This is a genomic window from Alteromonas sp. ISO5 (assembly GCF_058105165.1).
The window spans coordinates 1,523,863-1,538,036 of the sequence record NZ_CM176572.1; the positions used below are offsets into that span (position 1 = coordinate 1,523,863).

At 47.1% G+C, this 14,174-nt stretch carries 17 protein-coding genes; all 17 read left to right on the forward strand.

Going from position 1 to position 14,174, the window contains the following annotated elements:
* The first annotated feature begins 456 nt into the window (after positions 1 to 456).
* The 17 genes from rpmH to atpF all read left to right on the forward strand — a co-directional run bounded on the left by rpmH (position 457) and on the right by atpF (position 14,170).
* Positions 457 to 591 carry a 50S ribosomal protein L34 gene (gene rpmH, locus AC2T0J_RS06885; protein ID WP_014290886.1) on the forward strand — a complete coding sequence of 45 codons (135 nt, stop codon included), beginning with the start codon at positions 457 to 459 and terminating at the stop codon, positions 589 to 591.
* Positions 592 to 606: 15 nt separating this feature from the next.
* Positions 607 to 966, forward strand: coding sequence for a ribonuclease P protein component (rnpA, locus tag AC2T0J_RS06890; protein ID WP_489809402.1), 360 nt, complete (start codon positions 607 to 609; stop codon positions 964 to 966).
* Positions 930 to 1,202 (forward strand): membrane protein insertion efficiency factor YidD, encoded by a 273-nt coding sequence (gene yidD / locus AC2T0J_RS06895; protein WP_489809403.1) that lies wholly within the window; start codon positions 930 to 932, stop codon positions 1,200 to 1,202. Before rnpA ends, yidD begins: the two co-directional genes overlap by 37 nt.
* A gap of 11 nt (positions 1,203 to 1,213) precedes the next feature.
* Positions 1,214 to 2,878: a membrane protein insertase YidC gene (gene yidC, locus AC2T0J_RS06900; RefSeq protein WP_489809404.1), complete on the forward strand. Its 1,665-nt coding sequence runs from the start codon at positions 1,214 to 1,216 to the stop codon at positions 2,876 to 2,878.
* Positions 2,879 to 2,948: 70 nt separating this feature from the next.
* A complete protein-coding gene (locus AC2T0J_RS06905) occupies positions 2,949 to 3,431 on the forward strand; it encodes a YajQ family cyclic di-GMP-binding protein (RefSeq protein WP_489809405.1) in 483 nt (160 codons plus the stop codon).
* Positions 3,432 to 3,440: 9 nt separating this feature from the next.
* Positions 3,441 to 4,823 (forward strand): tRNA uridine-5-carboxymethylaminomethyl(34) synthesis GTPase MnmE, encoded by a 1,383-nt coding sequence (mnmE, locus tag AC2T0J_RS06910; protein ID WP_489809406.1) that lies wholly within the window; start codon positions 3,441 to 3,443, stop codon positions 4,821 to 4,823.
* Between the two features lie 105 nt (positions 4,824 to 4,928).
* Complete coding sequence (gene mioC / locus AC2T0J_RS06915) at positions 4,929 to 5,369, forward strand: FMN-binding protein MioC (RefSeq protein ID WP_489809407.1); 441 nt, start codon at positions 4,929 to 4,931, stop codon at positions 5,367 to 5,369.
* The gene (locus AC2T0J_RS06920) at positions 5,370 to 6,029 is read left to right on the forward strand and encodes a DnaT-like ssDNA-binding domain-containing protein (protein WP_489809408.1); all 660 of its coding nucleotides are present in this window, start codon (positions 5,370 to 5,372) and stop codon (positions 6,027 to 6,029) included.
* A 2-nt stretch (positions 6,030 to 6,031) separates the two neighbouring features.
* Positions 6,032 to 6,853 carry an ATP-binding protein gene (locus tag AC2T0J_RS06925; protein WP_489809409.1) on the forward strand — a complete coding sequence of 274 codons (822 nt, stop codon included), beginning with the start codon at positions 6,032 to 6,034 and terminating at the stop codon, positions 6,851 to 6,853.
* A 729-nt stretch (positions 6,854 to 7,582) separates the two neighbouring features.
* A complete protein-coding gene (mnmG, locus tag AC2T0J_RS06930) occupies positions 7,583 to 9,484 on the forward strand; it encodes a tRNA uridine-5-carboxymethylaminomethyl(34) synthesis enzyme MnmG (RefSeq protein WP_489809410.1) in 1,902 nt (633 codons plus the stop codon).
* Entirely contained in the window at positions 9,485 to 10,123 is a 639-nt protein-coding gene (gene rsmG / locus AC2T0J_RS06935; RefSeq protein WP_489809411.1) for a 16S rRNA (guanine(527)-N(7))-methyltransferase RsmG, read from the forward strand.
* 12 nt (positions 10,124 to 10,135) lie between these two features.
* Positions 10,136 to 10,930 (forward strand): ParA family protein, encoded by a 795-nt coding sequence (locus tag AC2T0J_RS06940; protein ID WP_489809412.1) that lies wholly within the window; start codon positions 10,136 to 10,138, stop codon positions 10,928 to 10,930.
* Between the two features lie 30 nt (positions 10,931 to 10,960).
* Positions 10,961 to 11,836, forward strand: coding sequence for a ParB/RepB/Spo0J family partition protein (locus AC2T0J_RS06945; protein WP_489809413.1), 876 nt, complete (start codon positions 10,961 to 10,963; stop codon positions 11,834 to 11,836).
* A 160-nt stretch (positions 11,837 to 11,996) separates the two neighbouring features.
* Positions 11,997 to 12,374, forward strand: coding sequence for an ATP synthase subunit I (locus tag AC2T0J_RS06950; RefSeq protein ID WP_489809414.1), 378 nt, complete (start codon positions 11,997 to 11,999; stop codon positions 12,372 to 12,374).
* A gap of 111 nt (positions 12,375 to 12,485) precedes the next feature.
* A complete protein-coding gene (atpB, locus tag AC2T0J_RS06955; protein ID WP_489809415.1) occupies positions 12,486 to 13,319 on the forward strand; it encodes a F0F1 ATP synthase subunit A in 834 nt (277 codons plus the stop codon).
* Positions 13,320 to 13,428: 109 nt separating this feature from the next.
* A complete protein-coding gene (gene atpE, locus AC2T0J_RS06960; protein WP_070177268.1) occupies positions 13,429 to 13,650 on the forward strand; it encodes a F0F1 ATP synthase subunit C in 222 nt (73 codons plus the stop codon).
* A gap of 49 nt (positions 13,651 to 13,699) precedes the next feature.
* Complete coding sequence (atpF, locus tag AC2T0J_RS06965; protein ID WP_489809416.1) at positions 13,700 to 14,170, forward strand: F0F1 ATP synthase subunit B; 471 nt, start codon at positions 13,700 to 13,702, stop codon at positions 14,168 to 14,170.
* The last annotated feature ends 4 nt before the right edge of the window (positions 14,171 to 14,174 follow it).

The window sequence follows — 14,174 nt, forward strand, 5'->3', positions numbered from 1 at the left end:
GTAAACTGATGATGTCACGCTGATCGATTAACTAGCTTGTGGATTATCTTACTTATTCGATCCAAAGTAAATCCGGATCAGCAAAAAACAACAACTTCAAACCGTTAATTTCATGTTTATTATAGAAAATATCTTAATTGAAGATCAGATCGCACTATTATGATCAAGGATCCTGTATAAGCGATCAGTAGCCGATCATAGTCTTGACAAGACCTATACTTGCTGGATCAGCGTCAAAACTGTGGATAAATTGTATTGATAAAAATAATTATTCACAGTCGGTGTAATTTATAATCGTGATGCGACAATCAAAATTGGATTATTACGTGGTTTAGCAGGCTTTTTCATTGACAATGGTCCAAGAGATCTCTAGAATTCAGCGTCCTTTTGTAGCACGCCTATTATTTGGGCAGTTACGATAAGTATGTTTAACCACGTAAAAGTGAGACTTTGGTCATGAAAAGAACGTTTCAACCGAGTAACCTAAAGCGTAAACGCTCTCACGGTTTCCGTGCTCGTATGGCGACTAAAAACGGTCGTAAAGTACTAGCCGCTCGCCGTGCAAAGGGTCGTGCTCGCCTTTCTGCTTAATGGTATTTACCAAAAGTGGGCGAAAAGCAGTTTTCCCGGGAGTTAAGGCTTCTTACTCCCTCCCACTTTACCTATGTTTTCGATAAAGCAATTCCCGCAGTATCACCGTATTTTACGGTTCTAGCCAGACATAATCAGTTAGCCCATCCCCGCATTGGTATTACTTTAGCCAAAAAACGTATTCGTAAGGCTAATCAGCGCAATCGCATTAAACGTTTAATTCGCGAGAGCTTTCGCCATCGCGCGCAACAACTCCCCGGAATCGATATTATTGTGGTCGGCAAAACAGGCGCCGACAAATTATCGAATGATGAAGTCTTTGTCACGTTGGAAAAGTTATGGAAAAAGCTCGAAAAGCGCTGCACTACGGGCTAATCGCGCTGCCGCTGGTACTCATTTACTTTTACCGGTTATTTATTTCCCCGGTACTTGGACAGCGTTGTCGCTTTCACCCAAGCTGCTCAGTTTATGCCTTAAATGCATTTAAATCGCACGGATTGTTAATTGGCGGTTGGTTATCTATCAAACGCATATTAAAATGCCACCCTTTGCACTCTGGCGGATACGATCCGGTACCCGAAAACAAACAAGACAATAAACACTCAAATTAAAAGAGACCAGTATGGAATCGCAACGAAGTATTCTGATTATTGCCATCGCATTTATCAGCTTTTTACTCTGGCAAAAGTGGCATGAGGCTTACGGACCGCAGCCAGTTCAACCAGTAACCCAGGAAGCGGCAGAAAGTGTAGCGGCCGGTGTCCTCTCTGCGTCAACTGTACCTGCAGCAAGCAGTACAGATGGTGATGTGCCGGTCACTCAAAGTGAAGCATTGCCGCAAGCAGCGGATAACGGCAATACACAGCAAACGATTTCAGTAGTAACCGATACGTTGAATCTGACTATCAGCTTAGTGGGTGGTGACGTAATTCATGCCGATTTGGTTAAATTTCCGGTCACTCAGGGGTCTGACGAACCCTACAGCTTACTGCGTGCCGGAAATGGATTGTATGTTGCTCAAAGTGGACTAGTTGGCGCTAATGGGCCCGATGGCAGCTCACAAGGCAGACCATTATACCAAGCGCAGGCTGATTCTTACGAACTGACCGGCGACACACTGAGTGTACCGCTTACCTGGTCGGGCAACGACGGTATCAGCATTACCAAAACCTTTACCTTTACCCGTGGTCATAACGACGTAGATGTAAGCTATGCAATTACCAACAATACTGGTCAGACTGCTCAGTTCCAACAATATGCTCAGTTGAAGCAAACCACCGCAGAGCAGGAAGGCGGCAATATGTTTATGCCAACTTACCGCGGCGCTGCCTACGGTACAGCAGATGACCGTTATAATAAATATACGTTTGACGATATCGAAGACGAACCATTGCACATCACCACAACCGGCGGTTGGGTGAGTATGCTGGAGCATTACTTTATTTCTGCCTGGGTCCCGTCTCAAAATGAAACCAATTCGCTTTACAGCCGTATGGTTGCCAATCAGTACGCTATCGTTGGCTACACTGGCGAACCAACATCAGTAGAATCTGGCCAGGCTATTGAGTTAAATAGCACACTTTATCTTGGACCAAAAGATCAGGATAAACTGGCTAAGCTAGCGAAAGGCTTAGATCTGACCGTCGACTACGGTATTTTATGGTGGATTTCTCAACCCTTGTTTGCGCTGCTTAAATTCCTGCATAGCCTGGTAGGTAACTGGGGGGTGGCTATTATCCTCATCACCATTATTGTGAAAGGCGCCATGTACTGGCTCACCAAGAAGCAATACGAGTCAATGGCCAAGATGCGTAATCTGGCGCCGAAGATGCAGCAACTTAAAGACCGTTACGGCGACGACCGTCAAAAGATGTCACAATCTATGATGGAGTTGTACAAAAAAGAAAAAGTTAACCCCATGGGTGGCTGCTTCCCACTGTTACTGCAAATGCCTATCTTCCTGGCGCTGTACTGGGTACTGCTGGAAAGTGTGGAATTGCGCCATGCCGACTTTATTCTGTGGATTACCGATTTGTCGGTAATGGACCCCTATTTTGTACTGCCCGTATTAACCGGTGCCAGTATGTGGATGTTGCAAAAACTGCAACCCACAACCATGACCGACCCCATGCAACAAAAAATTATGCAGTGGATGCCGGTTGCCATGAGTGTGTTCTTCATCTGGTTCCCGGCGGGTCTGGTACTTTACTGGTTTATCAGTAACGTGATTACCCTGGTCCAGGCAAAAATGATTTACGCCTCCATGGAAAAACGTGGCATTAAGTAAATAAATAATCCCAATAAACTACTTAAAGCCCGCATTAATGCGGGCTTTTGTTAACAGGAGAGCAGTGATCATGCCTTCATTTGATATTGTGTCAGAAATAAACATGGAAGAAGTCCGCAATGCCACGGAAAACGCCAACCGTGAATTGTCGACCCGTTTCGATTTTCGTGGCGTAGAAGCCAGCTTCGAATACAAGGAAAAAACCGTACTGATGGCAGCCCAGGCCGAATTCCAACTGCAACAAATGGAATCCATGTTCCGTAATGCCTGTGCTAAGCGTAATCTGGATACCTCTGCCATAGATTGTAAACCGCATACCGTCACCGGTAAAAACTACCGCCAGGTAATAGCGTTTAAAGAAGGTATAGAACAGGCCGTCGCCAAGAAGATTGTTAAACTGGTCAAAGATGCCAAAATCAAAGTACAAACCGCAATCCAGGGCGAGCAACTGCGGGTAACCGGTAAAAAACGGGACGACCTGCAGCAGGTTATGCAACTGGTAAAACAGGCAGAGTTAGGTCAGCCATTTCAATTTAATAACTTCCGCGACTAGAGCTAATTTATGACTATCAGCCACACCGACACCATCGTTGCACAAGCTACCCCGCCAGGGCGAGGTGGTGTTGGCATTGTACGGGTATCCGGCCCGCAGGCGTTAAAAGTGGCTGAAAGCTTATTACGCACCCCATTATCGCCCCGTCAGGCCACCTACACTGATTTTTATAATGCCGACGGTGAAATCATCGACCAGGGCATCGCCATTTATTTTAAAACCCCCCACTCCTTTACCGGTGAAGATGTGGTGGAGTTTCAGGGTCATGGCGGACCGGTCATTATTGATATGCTACTGGAAGCAATTTCAGCGGTACCCAATGTCAGACTGGCGCGACCAGGTGAGTTTAGCGAACAAGCCTTCTTAAACGACAAACTGGATTTGGCCCAGGCCGAAGCCATTGCCGACCTGATCGATGCCAGCTCCCAACAGGCAGCGAAAAGCGCGTTGCGTTCGTTACAGGGTGAGTTCTCAGAGCAAATTAATACACTCAGCGAAGCCATTATTCATTTGCGCATGTATGTGGAAGCCGCTATCGACTTCCCGGATGAAGAAATCGACTTTTTATCTGACGGCAAGGTTAGTAATGATCTCACCGCCATTCTTGAACAAGTTGGTAAGGTTCGCAGTCAGGCAAAACAAGGTACGCTGCTACGCGAAGGCATGCAGGTGGTTATTGCCGGAAAACCCAATGCGGGTAAATCGAGCCTGCTCAATGCCCTGGCCGGCCGTGAAAGTGCCATCGTTACCGATATAGCAGGTACCACCCGGGATGTACTGAAAGAGCATATCCATATTAATGGTATGCCGCTGCATATTATCGACACGGCAGGCCTCAGAGAAAGCCCTGACAAAGTGGAACAAATCGGTATCGCCCGCGCATGGGAAGCGATTAATCAGGCCGATCGGGTATTGTTCGTGGTCGACAGTACCGAATCAGACAGCATCGACCCACACCTTATCTGGCCTGAATTTATGCAACAATTACCCGCAGGCATGCCGGTAACGGTTATTCGCAACAAGGTTGATAAAACCGGCGATGAAATCCGCTTACATCAGGTGGAATCGGCCCACGGAGCGTTTACCACCATAGCCCTGTCTGCCAGTACCGGTGAAGGTATTGAGGTATTAAAAAACCATCTGGCAGCCAGTATCGGCCTGAATACCACCACCGAAGGACAGTTTATTGCGCGCCGCCGTCACATAGATGCAATCGATACAGCACTTGAACATCTGCAAACCGGTGAGGCGCAGCTTAACGATAATCTTGCCGGCGAACTATTGGCCGAAGAGTTGCGATTGGCCCATCAGGCACTCACTGAAATCACTGGCGAGTTTAGCTCCGACGATCTACTCGGTCGTATTTTTTCCTCTTTCTGCATCGGCAAGTAATCTGCGGCCAGCAACCTCACCCGACTAAACATATTCGCTGGCGGTTATTATTGTTATAATGCCTCCACTTTAAGCATAACTGCCACAAGGTTTATCCGGAGTAATATGGATCGTCACTTTACACTGCTAGTAGGTTCTGTACTGGGGGCCAGCGAATATGTTGCTGATGCCATTGCTGAGGCCCTTCGTGCCCGTGGATATAAAGTTACTATACTCACCCAGCCCGATATAAACGATATTGACGCAGATTCAACCTGGTTTATCTGCACTTCTACCCATGGTGCCGGCGATTTACCCGACAATATTCAGCCCTTCGCGGCCCAGTTAGAAGACGAAGATCTCAGCGATATCGAGTACTTTGTAGTGGGCTTGGGTGACAGCAGCTACGATACCTATTGCTATGGTGCCATCGCCATGGAAACGCTGATGAACAAAACCGGCGCTAAACTCATGGCCGATCCATTGCATATCGACGTATTGCACCACCCCATACCTGAAGATCGCGCCGTAGAGTGGCTGGAACCCATTCTCGACACGCTGGACTAAATGTTTACCCAGGCTGAATTCAATGCGCTTACTGTGCCGCTAAGTAATGCGGCCAGGGTGCTTTATTGTCTGGCACTGCGGCCACAAGCCAATCAAGACACATTGCTGTCTACTCCACTGCAGTACAAAGAGCTACTGGCTCTGATGAACAGCGACCCGCAGCGAGAACCAGTGACCCGTGGCCGTGAGATCAATACATTGTTGGAAGAGCTTACCCAGGCCGGTCTGGTGTCATTACCTGAATCACTCAGCCTCGACATGTCGCTCAACGGCAAACGGGTTTTGTTGCCGCTGATAAGCCATAATCAGGGCTATCAGCCTTATCATCAGCAGCACTTCGCAATGCATCGCGACTGGCAACCTGAACAACCGGTGTTTGATGATATAGCAGCGCTCATTGGCTTAATCGATAAAAGCTTTGACGAACAGGACACCGGCGAGTTTGTGGCGTACTGGCTGGGCCGACCAGAGGCCGTTTTCAGCAGCTATCAGTGGACTCAGAAATTTACCTACGCGTTGAAAAACCGTCGTACAGCTAAAGGCTATCAGGCGACGAAAAAAGTGGGTAATCAGGTGGTCAAAGTTGAACCTGGCATCGAAGCAGATGATAATGCCAGACAGCTTGTTGCCAAATACGCCAATAAATCAGGTAAAAATTAATCATGGATTCATTTAAAGATAAACTCAACTCACTGGCCAGAACACTGGGTAAAGCAGTGCCGAATGAGTCCGAATATATCGATTATAAAACTTTGCGTAAGCAGTATGAGGCCCAGGCCAATCAGGAAATTGCGCAGCTCCAGCAGCAATCTAAAAAACAGCGCATCGAGATGCTTCATGGTCGTTCAGATCTCAACCCACGCTGGACCTTTGCTAACCTCATTGAAGACAGTGATGACGTGGTTGAGGCAGTGAGCATTGCCCAGTCTTTTATCGCAGCACATGAAGACAAAGCCTGGCGTGAAGCCGGTTCCCACATGATGATTTTTTACGGTGATTATGGCCGTGGTAAGTCACATATAGCAGGTGCCATAGCCCATCAGTTGATTGATCAGTATGAAGTTACCGTATTGTACCGACAGCTCTCTACCCTTCTGGAAATGCGTCATTCCGCCTATGACTTCGGCTCCCAGGATAACGCCGGCCAAAAATTCCGCGCCGCCCATCAGGAATTGCTTGATGTCGATATGCTAATCCTCGATGAAGTCTGTGTTAACGAAACGGTATTGAAGAAAAACTCCCAAAGCTGGTTGGGTAATTTGCTCAGACAACGGCTGGTTAACAAGAAAAACTGTATTATGATCACCAACCACAATCTTGGCGATCTGGAACAGGCACTTGGCCGTTATTGTTTTGAATCGCTCAAAGAATACGATACCTACAAAGTACGGTTCTCTGGTCCCAGCCGCCGCAAAGGGCTGACCCTGGATGAAGAAGACCAGGTTACAACTCCGCCTCGTTATCAGCCTAACCAGGTCCGCTAGCTTCTAAACAAGCCTGCCAGAAACGCCGTAAATACGGCGTTTTTTTATATCCAATTTCTACCATTCACGGTTCAAAACACGCTATTAGTACCTTTTGACCCCGCCCTGACAAAAAAATTTGTCCGCAAAAGTCCTTTTCAGATTATTGTTATAAACATTATGCTTCAACACGATCGGATCGATAACGTGATCCGCAGATCAAAAACCATTAAGATCTGAATAACTCTTTTCCACAGTAAAACACCGCTATAAGCCGCATAACAAGGGTTACAGGCCGATCAGATCCTGGATCTGATAAACAAGTTATCCCCAGTTAGATCAAAGCTAGATCACTGCTGTGAATAACCTCTTAGAAGTAGCTGTGTACAAGCTTTGATCTGAATTTTGATAAGATCCGGTCAGTGCTGGCATGTGGATAAAACAATGCCTTATGCACAGGATCCCACTAGGGTTGTGATCGGGGTCTTCCAGATCTTATTGATCGTGTAATATCATGTTAATTATAAGGAAAAGCGACTTACACACAGATCCGGCGATCCCTAATAAATATAAAAATAAAAGATCTAATAAAGATCCTATATTTTAATAAGCCGATCCGCTTTTCAGTTTCACCGGTAAAATGTAGAAAATTTAACCATTTTCTTTAGGCAATAAACCAGCTAAAATACGCGCCCTTTTTTCTCCACTGGCTAAACGAATTCGTCTCAGTTAGGTATTAGTGAGGTAACTATGTTTTATCAGCAAGATTACGATGTCATTGTCGTTGGCGGCGGACACGCCGGAACTGAAGCTGCACTTGCTGCTGCGCGTATGGGCGTGCGAACTCTATTACTTACCCATAATGTTGAGACTATTGGCCAGATGTCTTGTAATCCGGCGATCGGTGGTATTGGTAAAGGCCACCTGGTTAAAGAAATTGATGCCTTGGGCGGTGCTATGGCACTGGCCATCGATCAAGGCGGGATCCAGTTCAGAACATTAAATTCCAGTAAAGGTCCTGCTGTGCGTGCAACCCGCGCCCAGGCTGACCGTAGTTTGTATCGTCAGGCGATCCGCAACATGGTTGAAAACCAGCCAAATCTGACATTGTTCCAGCAGAGCTGTGATGATTTGATCGTTGAGAACGATCGCGTGTGTGGTGTTGTGACCCAGATGGGCCTGAAATTTCGAGCTAAAACGGTGGTGTTAACCGTAGGGACTTTTCTTGGAGGCACTATTCACATCGGTCTGGAAAACTATCGCGGCGGCCGTGCTGGCGATCCTCCGTCGATTGCACTGGCCGAACGGTTACGAGCTTTGCCGTTCAGAGTCGATCGGCTGAAAACCGGCACCCCGGCACGACTGGATATTCGCAGTCTTAATTTTGATGTGATGCAAGCTCAGCCTGGCGACACGCCAGCACCGGTGTTCTCGTTTATGGGTAACCGTGAAATGCATCCTCAGCAGATCCCGTGCTACATCACCCACACTAACGAACAAACCCACGAGATTATTCGTGGTGGATTGGATCGTTCCCCTATGTTTACCGGTGTGATTGAAGGCGTTGGACCACGTTACTGCCCGAGCATTGAAGATAAAATAACCCGGTTTGCCGATAAAAATTCACATCAGATCTTTGTTGAGCCTGAAGGTCTTAACAGCGTTGAGGTGTACCCTAACGGTATATCAACCAGCTTGCCGTTTGATATTCAGCAAGCGCTGATCCATTCCATCAAAGGGTTTGAAAACGCGCACATCATTCGCCCGGGCTATGCCATTGAGTATGACTTCTTTGATCCCAGGGACCTCAAACAAACCCTGGAAACCAAGTACATTGATGGACTGTTCTTTGCCGGCCAGATTAACGGTACTACCGGCTATGAAGAAGCCGGTGCCCAAGGTCTTATCGCCGGTGCGAACGCCGCTTTGCAGGTACAGCAAAAAGATCCGCTGATCCTGCGTCGCGATCAGGCTTACATGGGTGTATTGATTGATGATCTGGCGACTATGGGTACCAAAGAGCCCTATCGGATGTTTACCAGCCGGGCCGAATACCGTTTGTTACTGCGCGAAGATAACGCGGACATGCGCTTAACCGCGGCAGGCCGAGAAATCGGTCTTGTGGACGATGCCCGTTGGACTGCGTTTAACGCTAAAATGGAAGCGGTTGAACAGGAACAACAACGTCTGCGTGGCCAGTGGATCCATCCTGAACATGCGGCGGTCGCTGAGTTAAACACCCTGCTTAAAAATCCGGTCAGTCGTGAACACTCGCTGGAAGAACTGATCCGTCGTCCGGAAATGACTTACTCGTCACTGATGAGTATCGAGTCGTTGGGGCCTGGTCTTGAGGATCCTATTGCGGCCGAGCAGGTGGAAATTCAAATTAAGTACGCCGGCTATATAGCCCGTCAGCTTGACGAGATAGCCAAAACCCAGCGGCATGAAAATACCCTGTTACCCGCAGACTTCGATTACAGTAAAATATCCGGGTTATCCAACGAGGTTGTGGCGAAGTTAACCGACGCCCGTCCGGAAACTATTGGTAAAGCCGCTCGTATTTCCGGGATCACACCGGCGGCCATATCGCTGTTGCTGGTTTATCTGAAAAAACACGGCATGTTACGTAAACATGAGAAGCAGTCTGCCTAAATGAGTTTTGACCGACAAAAACTAAGTATCATTTTACGCGACGGTATCGATGCTATGTCGTTGGTACTGTCTGACCAACAGCAAAATTTGTTGCTGGATTATGTTGAGCGCATCCACAAATGGAACAAGGCGTTTAACCTGACATCGGTTCGTGATCCCGAGCAGATGATGGTTAAACACATCCTGGATTCGTTAGCCGTAGCCCCATTTTTAACCGACCAGCGTTACATTGATGTGGGCACGGGCCCCGGCTTACCGGGGATCCCACTGGCCATCGCCTGTCCGGATAAACACTTCACGTTACTCGATAGCCTGGGTAAACGGGTGCGTTTTATGAAGCAATGCGCCTTTGAGATGAAACTGGTCAATATAGAGCCAATTCAAAGCCGGGTTGAGGATCACGTGCCTGCGCAGTACTATGATGCAGTACTCAGCAGAGCGTTTGCCTCGCTGAAAGATATGTTGCACTGGTGTGAGCATCTGGTAGATACTCAGGGGAAGTTTCTGGCATTGAAAGGCCAGTATCCGACCGACGAAATCGCTGCCATACCGGCTACCTGTACTCTGGAATCATCTGTAGAGCTATTTGTACCCGGGCTGGAAGGCGAGCGTCATCTGCTGACGGTTCAAAAATCATAGTTGGGATCAAACGTGGCTAAAGTAATTGCAATCGCAAACCAAAAGGGCGGTGTGGGTAAAACTACTACAGCAGTAAACGTAGCTGCGTCAATGGCTGCCACAAAACGTAAAGTACTACTGATTGACCTGGATCCACAGGGTAACGCCACCATGGGGAGCGGCGTAGACAAGTACGAAGTAGATGCAACCAGCTATGAATTACTGATTGAAGACAAGCCGGTTGACGAAGTCATTGTAAAAAGTACGTCGGGTAAATACGATTTAATTGCCGCTAATGGTGATGTGACGGCTGCTGAAATTAAACTGATGGAACAGTTTGCTCGCGAAGTTCGTCTGCGCAATGCATTACAGTCGGTTCGTGACTATTATGACTTTATTTTTATCGACTGCCCACCTTCACTGAACCTGCTAACGGTTAATGCGCTGGCGGCAGCCGACTCAATTTTAGTGCCTATGCAATGTGAATATTATGCACTGGAAGGACTAACGGCATTGATGGACACCATTCAGAAACTGGCCTCGGTAGTGAATCCGGAATTAAAAATAGAAGGTGTGCTGCGGACCATGTATGATCCACGTAACCGCCTGGCCAATGATGTGTCCGAACAACTTAAACGGCATTTTGGTGAACAGGTATACCGTACCGTGATCCCTCGCAATGTACGTCTTGCTGAAGCGCCAAGTTTTGGTGCCCCAGCTATGTATTACGATAAATCATCTACTGGCGCAAAGGCTTATCTGGCCCTGGCCGGGGAAATTTTACGACGCCGGGACAAAACGTCAGAAATGCCTGCCAAGGCGAGTTAATAAAAAGAACATTCAGGCATTGAGGATATTATGTCAGCAAAAAGAAGAGGATTAGGACGCGGGCTGGATGCATTGTTAGCGACCAGTCAGTCAGCCTCACGCAGCGAAGATGGCGAAGCCGTCACGTCACAAAACAGTGAACTTAGAAAACTGCCTATCGAATTTTTGCAGCCTGGCAAGTATCAACCCCGTAAAGATATGTCGCCGGAGGCACTGGAAGAACTGGCCTCTTCTATCCGTTCTCAGGGTGTTATTCAGCCAATAGTTGCGCGGTTAGTAAGTACTGATAAATATGAAATTATCGCCGGTGAACGTCGTTGGCGTGCCGCGCAGCTGGCGCAACTGGATGTCGTGCCCTGCCTGATTAAGGACGTGCCTGACGAAGCCGCTGTGGCAATTGCGCTGATCGAAAATATTCAGCGTGAAGACTTAAACGCCATGGAAGAAGCCCAGGCGCTTAACCGCTTAATGAATGAGTTTGAATTAACTCACCAGGAAGTCGCCGAAGCGGTAGGTAAGTCACGCACGACCATCACCAACCTGTTACGCCTCAATAACCTTAATGACGATGTAAAGTTACTGGTTGAACACGGTGATATTGAAATGGGTCATGCCCGCGCTTTGCTGGCGCTGGAAGGTGAGTCTCAGTCTGATGCTGCGCAAATTGTTTCCGGCAAGGCACTGACGGTTCGTGATACCGAAAAACTGGTGCGTAAAATTCTTGAACCAGCAGAACCAAAACCCCCCAAAGAAATCGATCCGGATGTAAAAAGTCTGGTGAATAAGTTGTCTGACAACCTGGGCGCTAAAGTGTCGATTGACCATAACGCGAAAGGTAAAGGTAAGTTGGTGATCAACTTTAACGATTTAGACCAGCTCGACGGAATTTTGTCGCGGATAAAATAGCCTTTGTAAGGCTATTTTGGCGGCTAACTCATCTGACCTTCTGTTATAGACTCAGAAAATTTTCACAATAACATACAAAAAATCCATAACGGTTGAATTCTACCGCTAAAACAGTATACTTCTGTCGCTTTTTGTTGGGTTTCACAACCAGAGAATACATGTGACAAAAAACTTGGCCGACAAAGGAAAATCAGTGGCCAAAAAAGCGGCGCTTTTTCAGGTTATATGTGCGCTGATTTTCATTCTCATAACAGGGTTGTTGAGTACCGTTGATAAAGCCTTAGCGTTTGCAGCGGGGACTATCATCAGTATCTTACCCAATCAGGTTTTCGCATTGTTTGCGTTCAGATATGCCGGGGCGAGTCAATTAAGACTGGTCACGAAAAGTTTCAGCCAGGGCGCAAAGTTAAAACTGGCTGCAACAGTAATTTTTTTTGCTATTGCCTTTGCAGGTTTAAAGTTAGAACCGCTGCCGGTATTTACCGGGTTTGCAATAGCCACTGTCAGCTACTGGCTGGCGTTGTTTCGTCAACGATAGTACTAACAACTAAAAATAAACGTATCGTCCTTAGTCGTAAATAACCTAAGGCGAAGGTCGTAGAGACGAAACCAGTAAAGCATTTTAAACTTTAATTTTTTAGGTTGAACAATGGCATCTGAATACACTACCTCAGAATATATCAAGCATCACTTGACCAATGCCTCCATGTGCAGCACCGAAAACGGCATTGCGTTTAACGCGCAGTGTGCCGATGCTGGATTTTGGACGTGGCACATTGATACGCTGGCCTGGTCTATTGGTTTAGGCTTTCTGTTTTTGTTTTTGTTCCGCTCTGCGGCAAAAAAAGCGACGACAGGCGTACCTACCAAATGGCAGGCATTCGTGGAAATGGTTATCGAGTTTGTTGATGATAACGTAAAGAGTACTTTCCACGGCAAGAGTGACCTGATTGCACCATTAGCGCTCACCATCTTTGTATGGGTGTTGCTGATGAACCTGATGGACTTAGTACCGGTAGACGTCATTCCAATGATTTCCGGCCTGATTGGCGAGGCCTTCTTTGGTGTGGATGCCCATCACGTCTATAACAAAGCAGTTCCGACTACTGACCTTAACCTAACGTTCGCGTTAGCACTGGGGGTATTCGTACTGATCATCTTCTATTCAATTAAGATTAAAGGTGTTGGCGGTTTCATTAAAGAACTGACCATGCAGCCGTTTAATCATCCGGCGTTTATACCCGTTAACTTTATTCTGGAAACCGTTACCCTACTGGCGCGTCCGTTATCACTTGCGCTACGTTTGTTTGGTAACCTTTATGCCAGTGAACTTATCTTCATCCTGATCGCAACCATCGGCTACTTCCAGCTGCCGTTGCACTTTGCCTGGGCTGTGTTCCATATCCTGGTTCTGCCTTTGCAAGCCTTCATTTTCATGATGCTGACCATCGTTTACCTGAGTCTGGCAAGCGAAGATCACTAGAAACTAACAAGCGGTTGTCGTGATTCACCCGGAAGTTCACGGCAACCACATTGAAACGTGTTTTAACTTTAACTTTTAACTTTAACTTTAAATATAATCGGAGACGTACATGTTATACATCGCTGTTGCACTACTGATCGGTATGGGTGCCCTTGGGACTGCTATTGGTTTTGGTCTGCTGGGTGGTAAATTCCTGGAATCTGCTGCACGCCAACCAGAACTGGCACCACAACTGCAAGTTAAGATGTTTGTTGTAGCGGGCCTTATCGATGCGATCGCAATGATCGGTGTTGGTATCGCTTTATACCTCTTGTTCGCTGTTGGTGCTTAATTTTTATTAACTCAAGTCTATTAGCGAACATTTATGAGGAGGAGCGGTTGTGAATATTAACGCCACTCTATTTGGTCAATTAATCGCATTCGTCGTTTTTGTGTGGTTCTGCAAAAGCTACGTATGGCCACCATTAATGGCTGCGATTGAAGAGCGTCAGAAGAAGATAGCCGATGGCTTAGCGGCTTCTGAACGCGCTGAGAAAGACCTGGAGCTTGCTCAGGCGAAAGTCTCTGAGCAACTTAAAGAAGCGAAAGCACAAGCAGCTGAAATTATCGAGCAGGCTAAGAAGCGTGGAAATCAACTTGTTGATGAAGAAACGCAACGTGGTCATGCTGAGCGTGAAAAAATTATCTCGCAAGGTTATGCCGAAATTGAAGCTGAACGCAATCGTGCCAAAGAGGAACTGCGTAAGCAGGTAGCAGCATTAGCTATTGCCGGCGCACAACAGATCCTTGAACGTGAAATCGACGCCAGCGCGCAAAGCGACATTGTTGAAAAACTTGTCGCCGAGCTTTGAGATA

Bases quoted from the DNA above. Each gene is read 5' to 3' on its own strand.
- AC2T0J_RS06920 (WP_489809408.1), top strand. From the start codon at position 5,370: ATGTTTACCCAGGCTGAATTCAATGCGCTTACTGTGCCGCTAAGTAAT.
- atpE (WP_070177268.1), top strand. From the start codon at position 13,429: ATGTTATACATCGCTGTTGCACTACTGATCGGTATGGGTGCCCTTGGG.
- mnmG (WP_489809410.1), top strand. From the start codon at position 7,583: ATGTTTTATCAGCAAGATTACGATGTCATTGTCGTTGGCGGCGGACAC.
- AC2T0J_RS06945 (WP_489809413.1), top strand. From the start codon at position 10,961: ATGTCAGCAAAAAGAAGAGGATTAGGACGCGGGCTGGATGCATTGTTA.
- mioC (WP_489809407.1), top strand. From the start codon at position 4,929: ATGGATCGTCACTTTACACTGCTAGTAGGTTCTGTACTGGGGGCCAGC.
- yidD (WP_489809403.1), top strand. From the start codon at position 930: ATGGAAAAAGCTCGAAAAGCGCTGCACTACGGGCTAATCGCGCTGCCG.
- rsmG (WP_489809411.1), top strand. From the start codon at position 9,485: ATGAGTTTTGACCGACAAAAACTAAGTATCATTTTACGCGACGGTATC.
- mnmE (WP_489809406.1), top strand. From the start codon at position 3,441: ATGACTATCAGCCACACCGACACCATCGTTGCACAAGCTACCCCGCCA.
- AC2T0J_RS06925 (WP_489809409.1), top strand. From the start codon at position 6,032: ATGGATTCATTTAAAGATAAACTCAACTCACTGGCCAGAACACTGGGT.
- AC2T0J_RS06905 (WP_489809405.1), top strand. From the start codon at position 2,949: ATGCCTTCATTTGATATTGTGTCAGAAATAAACATGGAAGAAGTCCGC.
- atpB (WP_489809415.1), top strand. From the start codon at position 12,486: ATGGCATCTGAATACACTACCTCAGAATATATCAAGCATCACTTGACC.
- rpmH (WP_014290886.1), top strand. From the start codon at position 457: ATGAAAAGAACGTTTCAACCGAGTAACCTAAAGCGTAAACGCTCTCAC.
- yidC (WP_489809404.1), top strand. From the start codon at position 1,214: ATGGAATCGCAACGAAGTATTCTGATTATTGCCATCGCATTTATCAGC.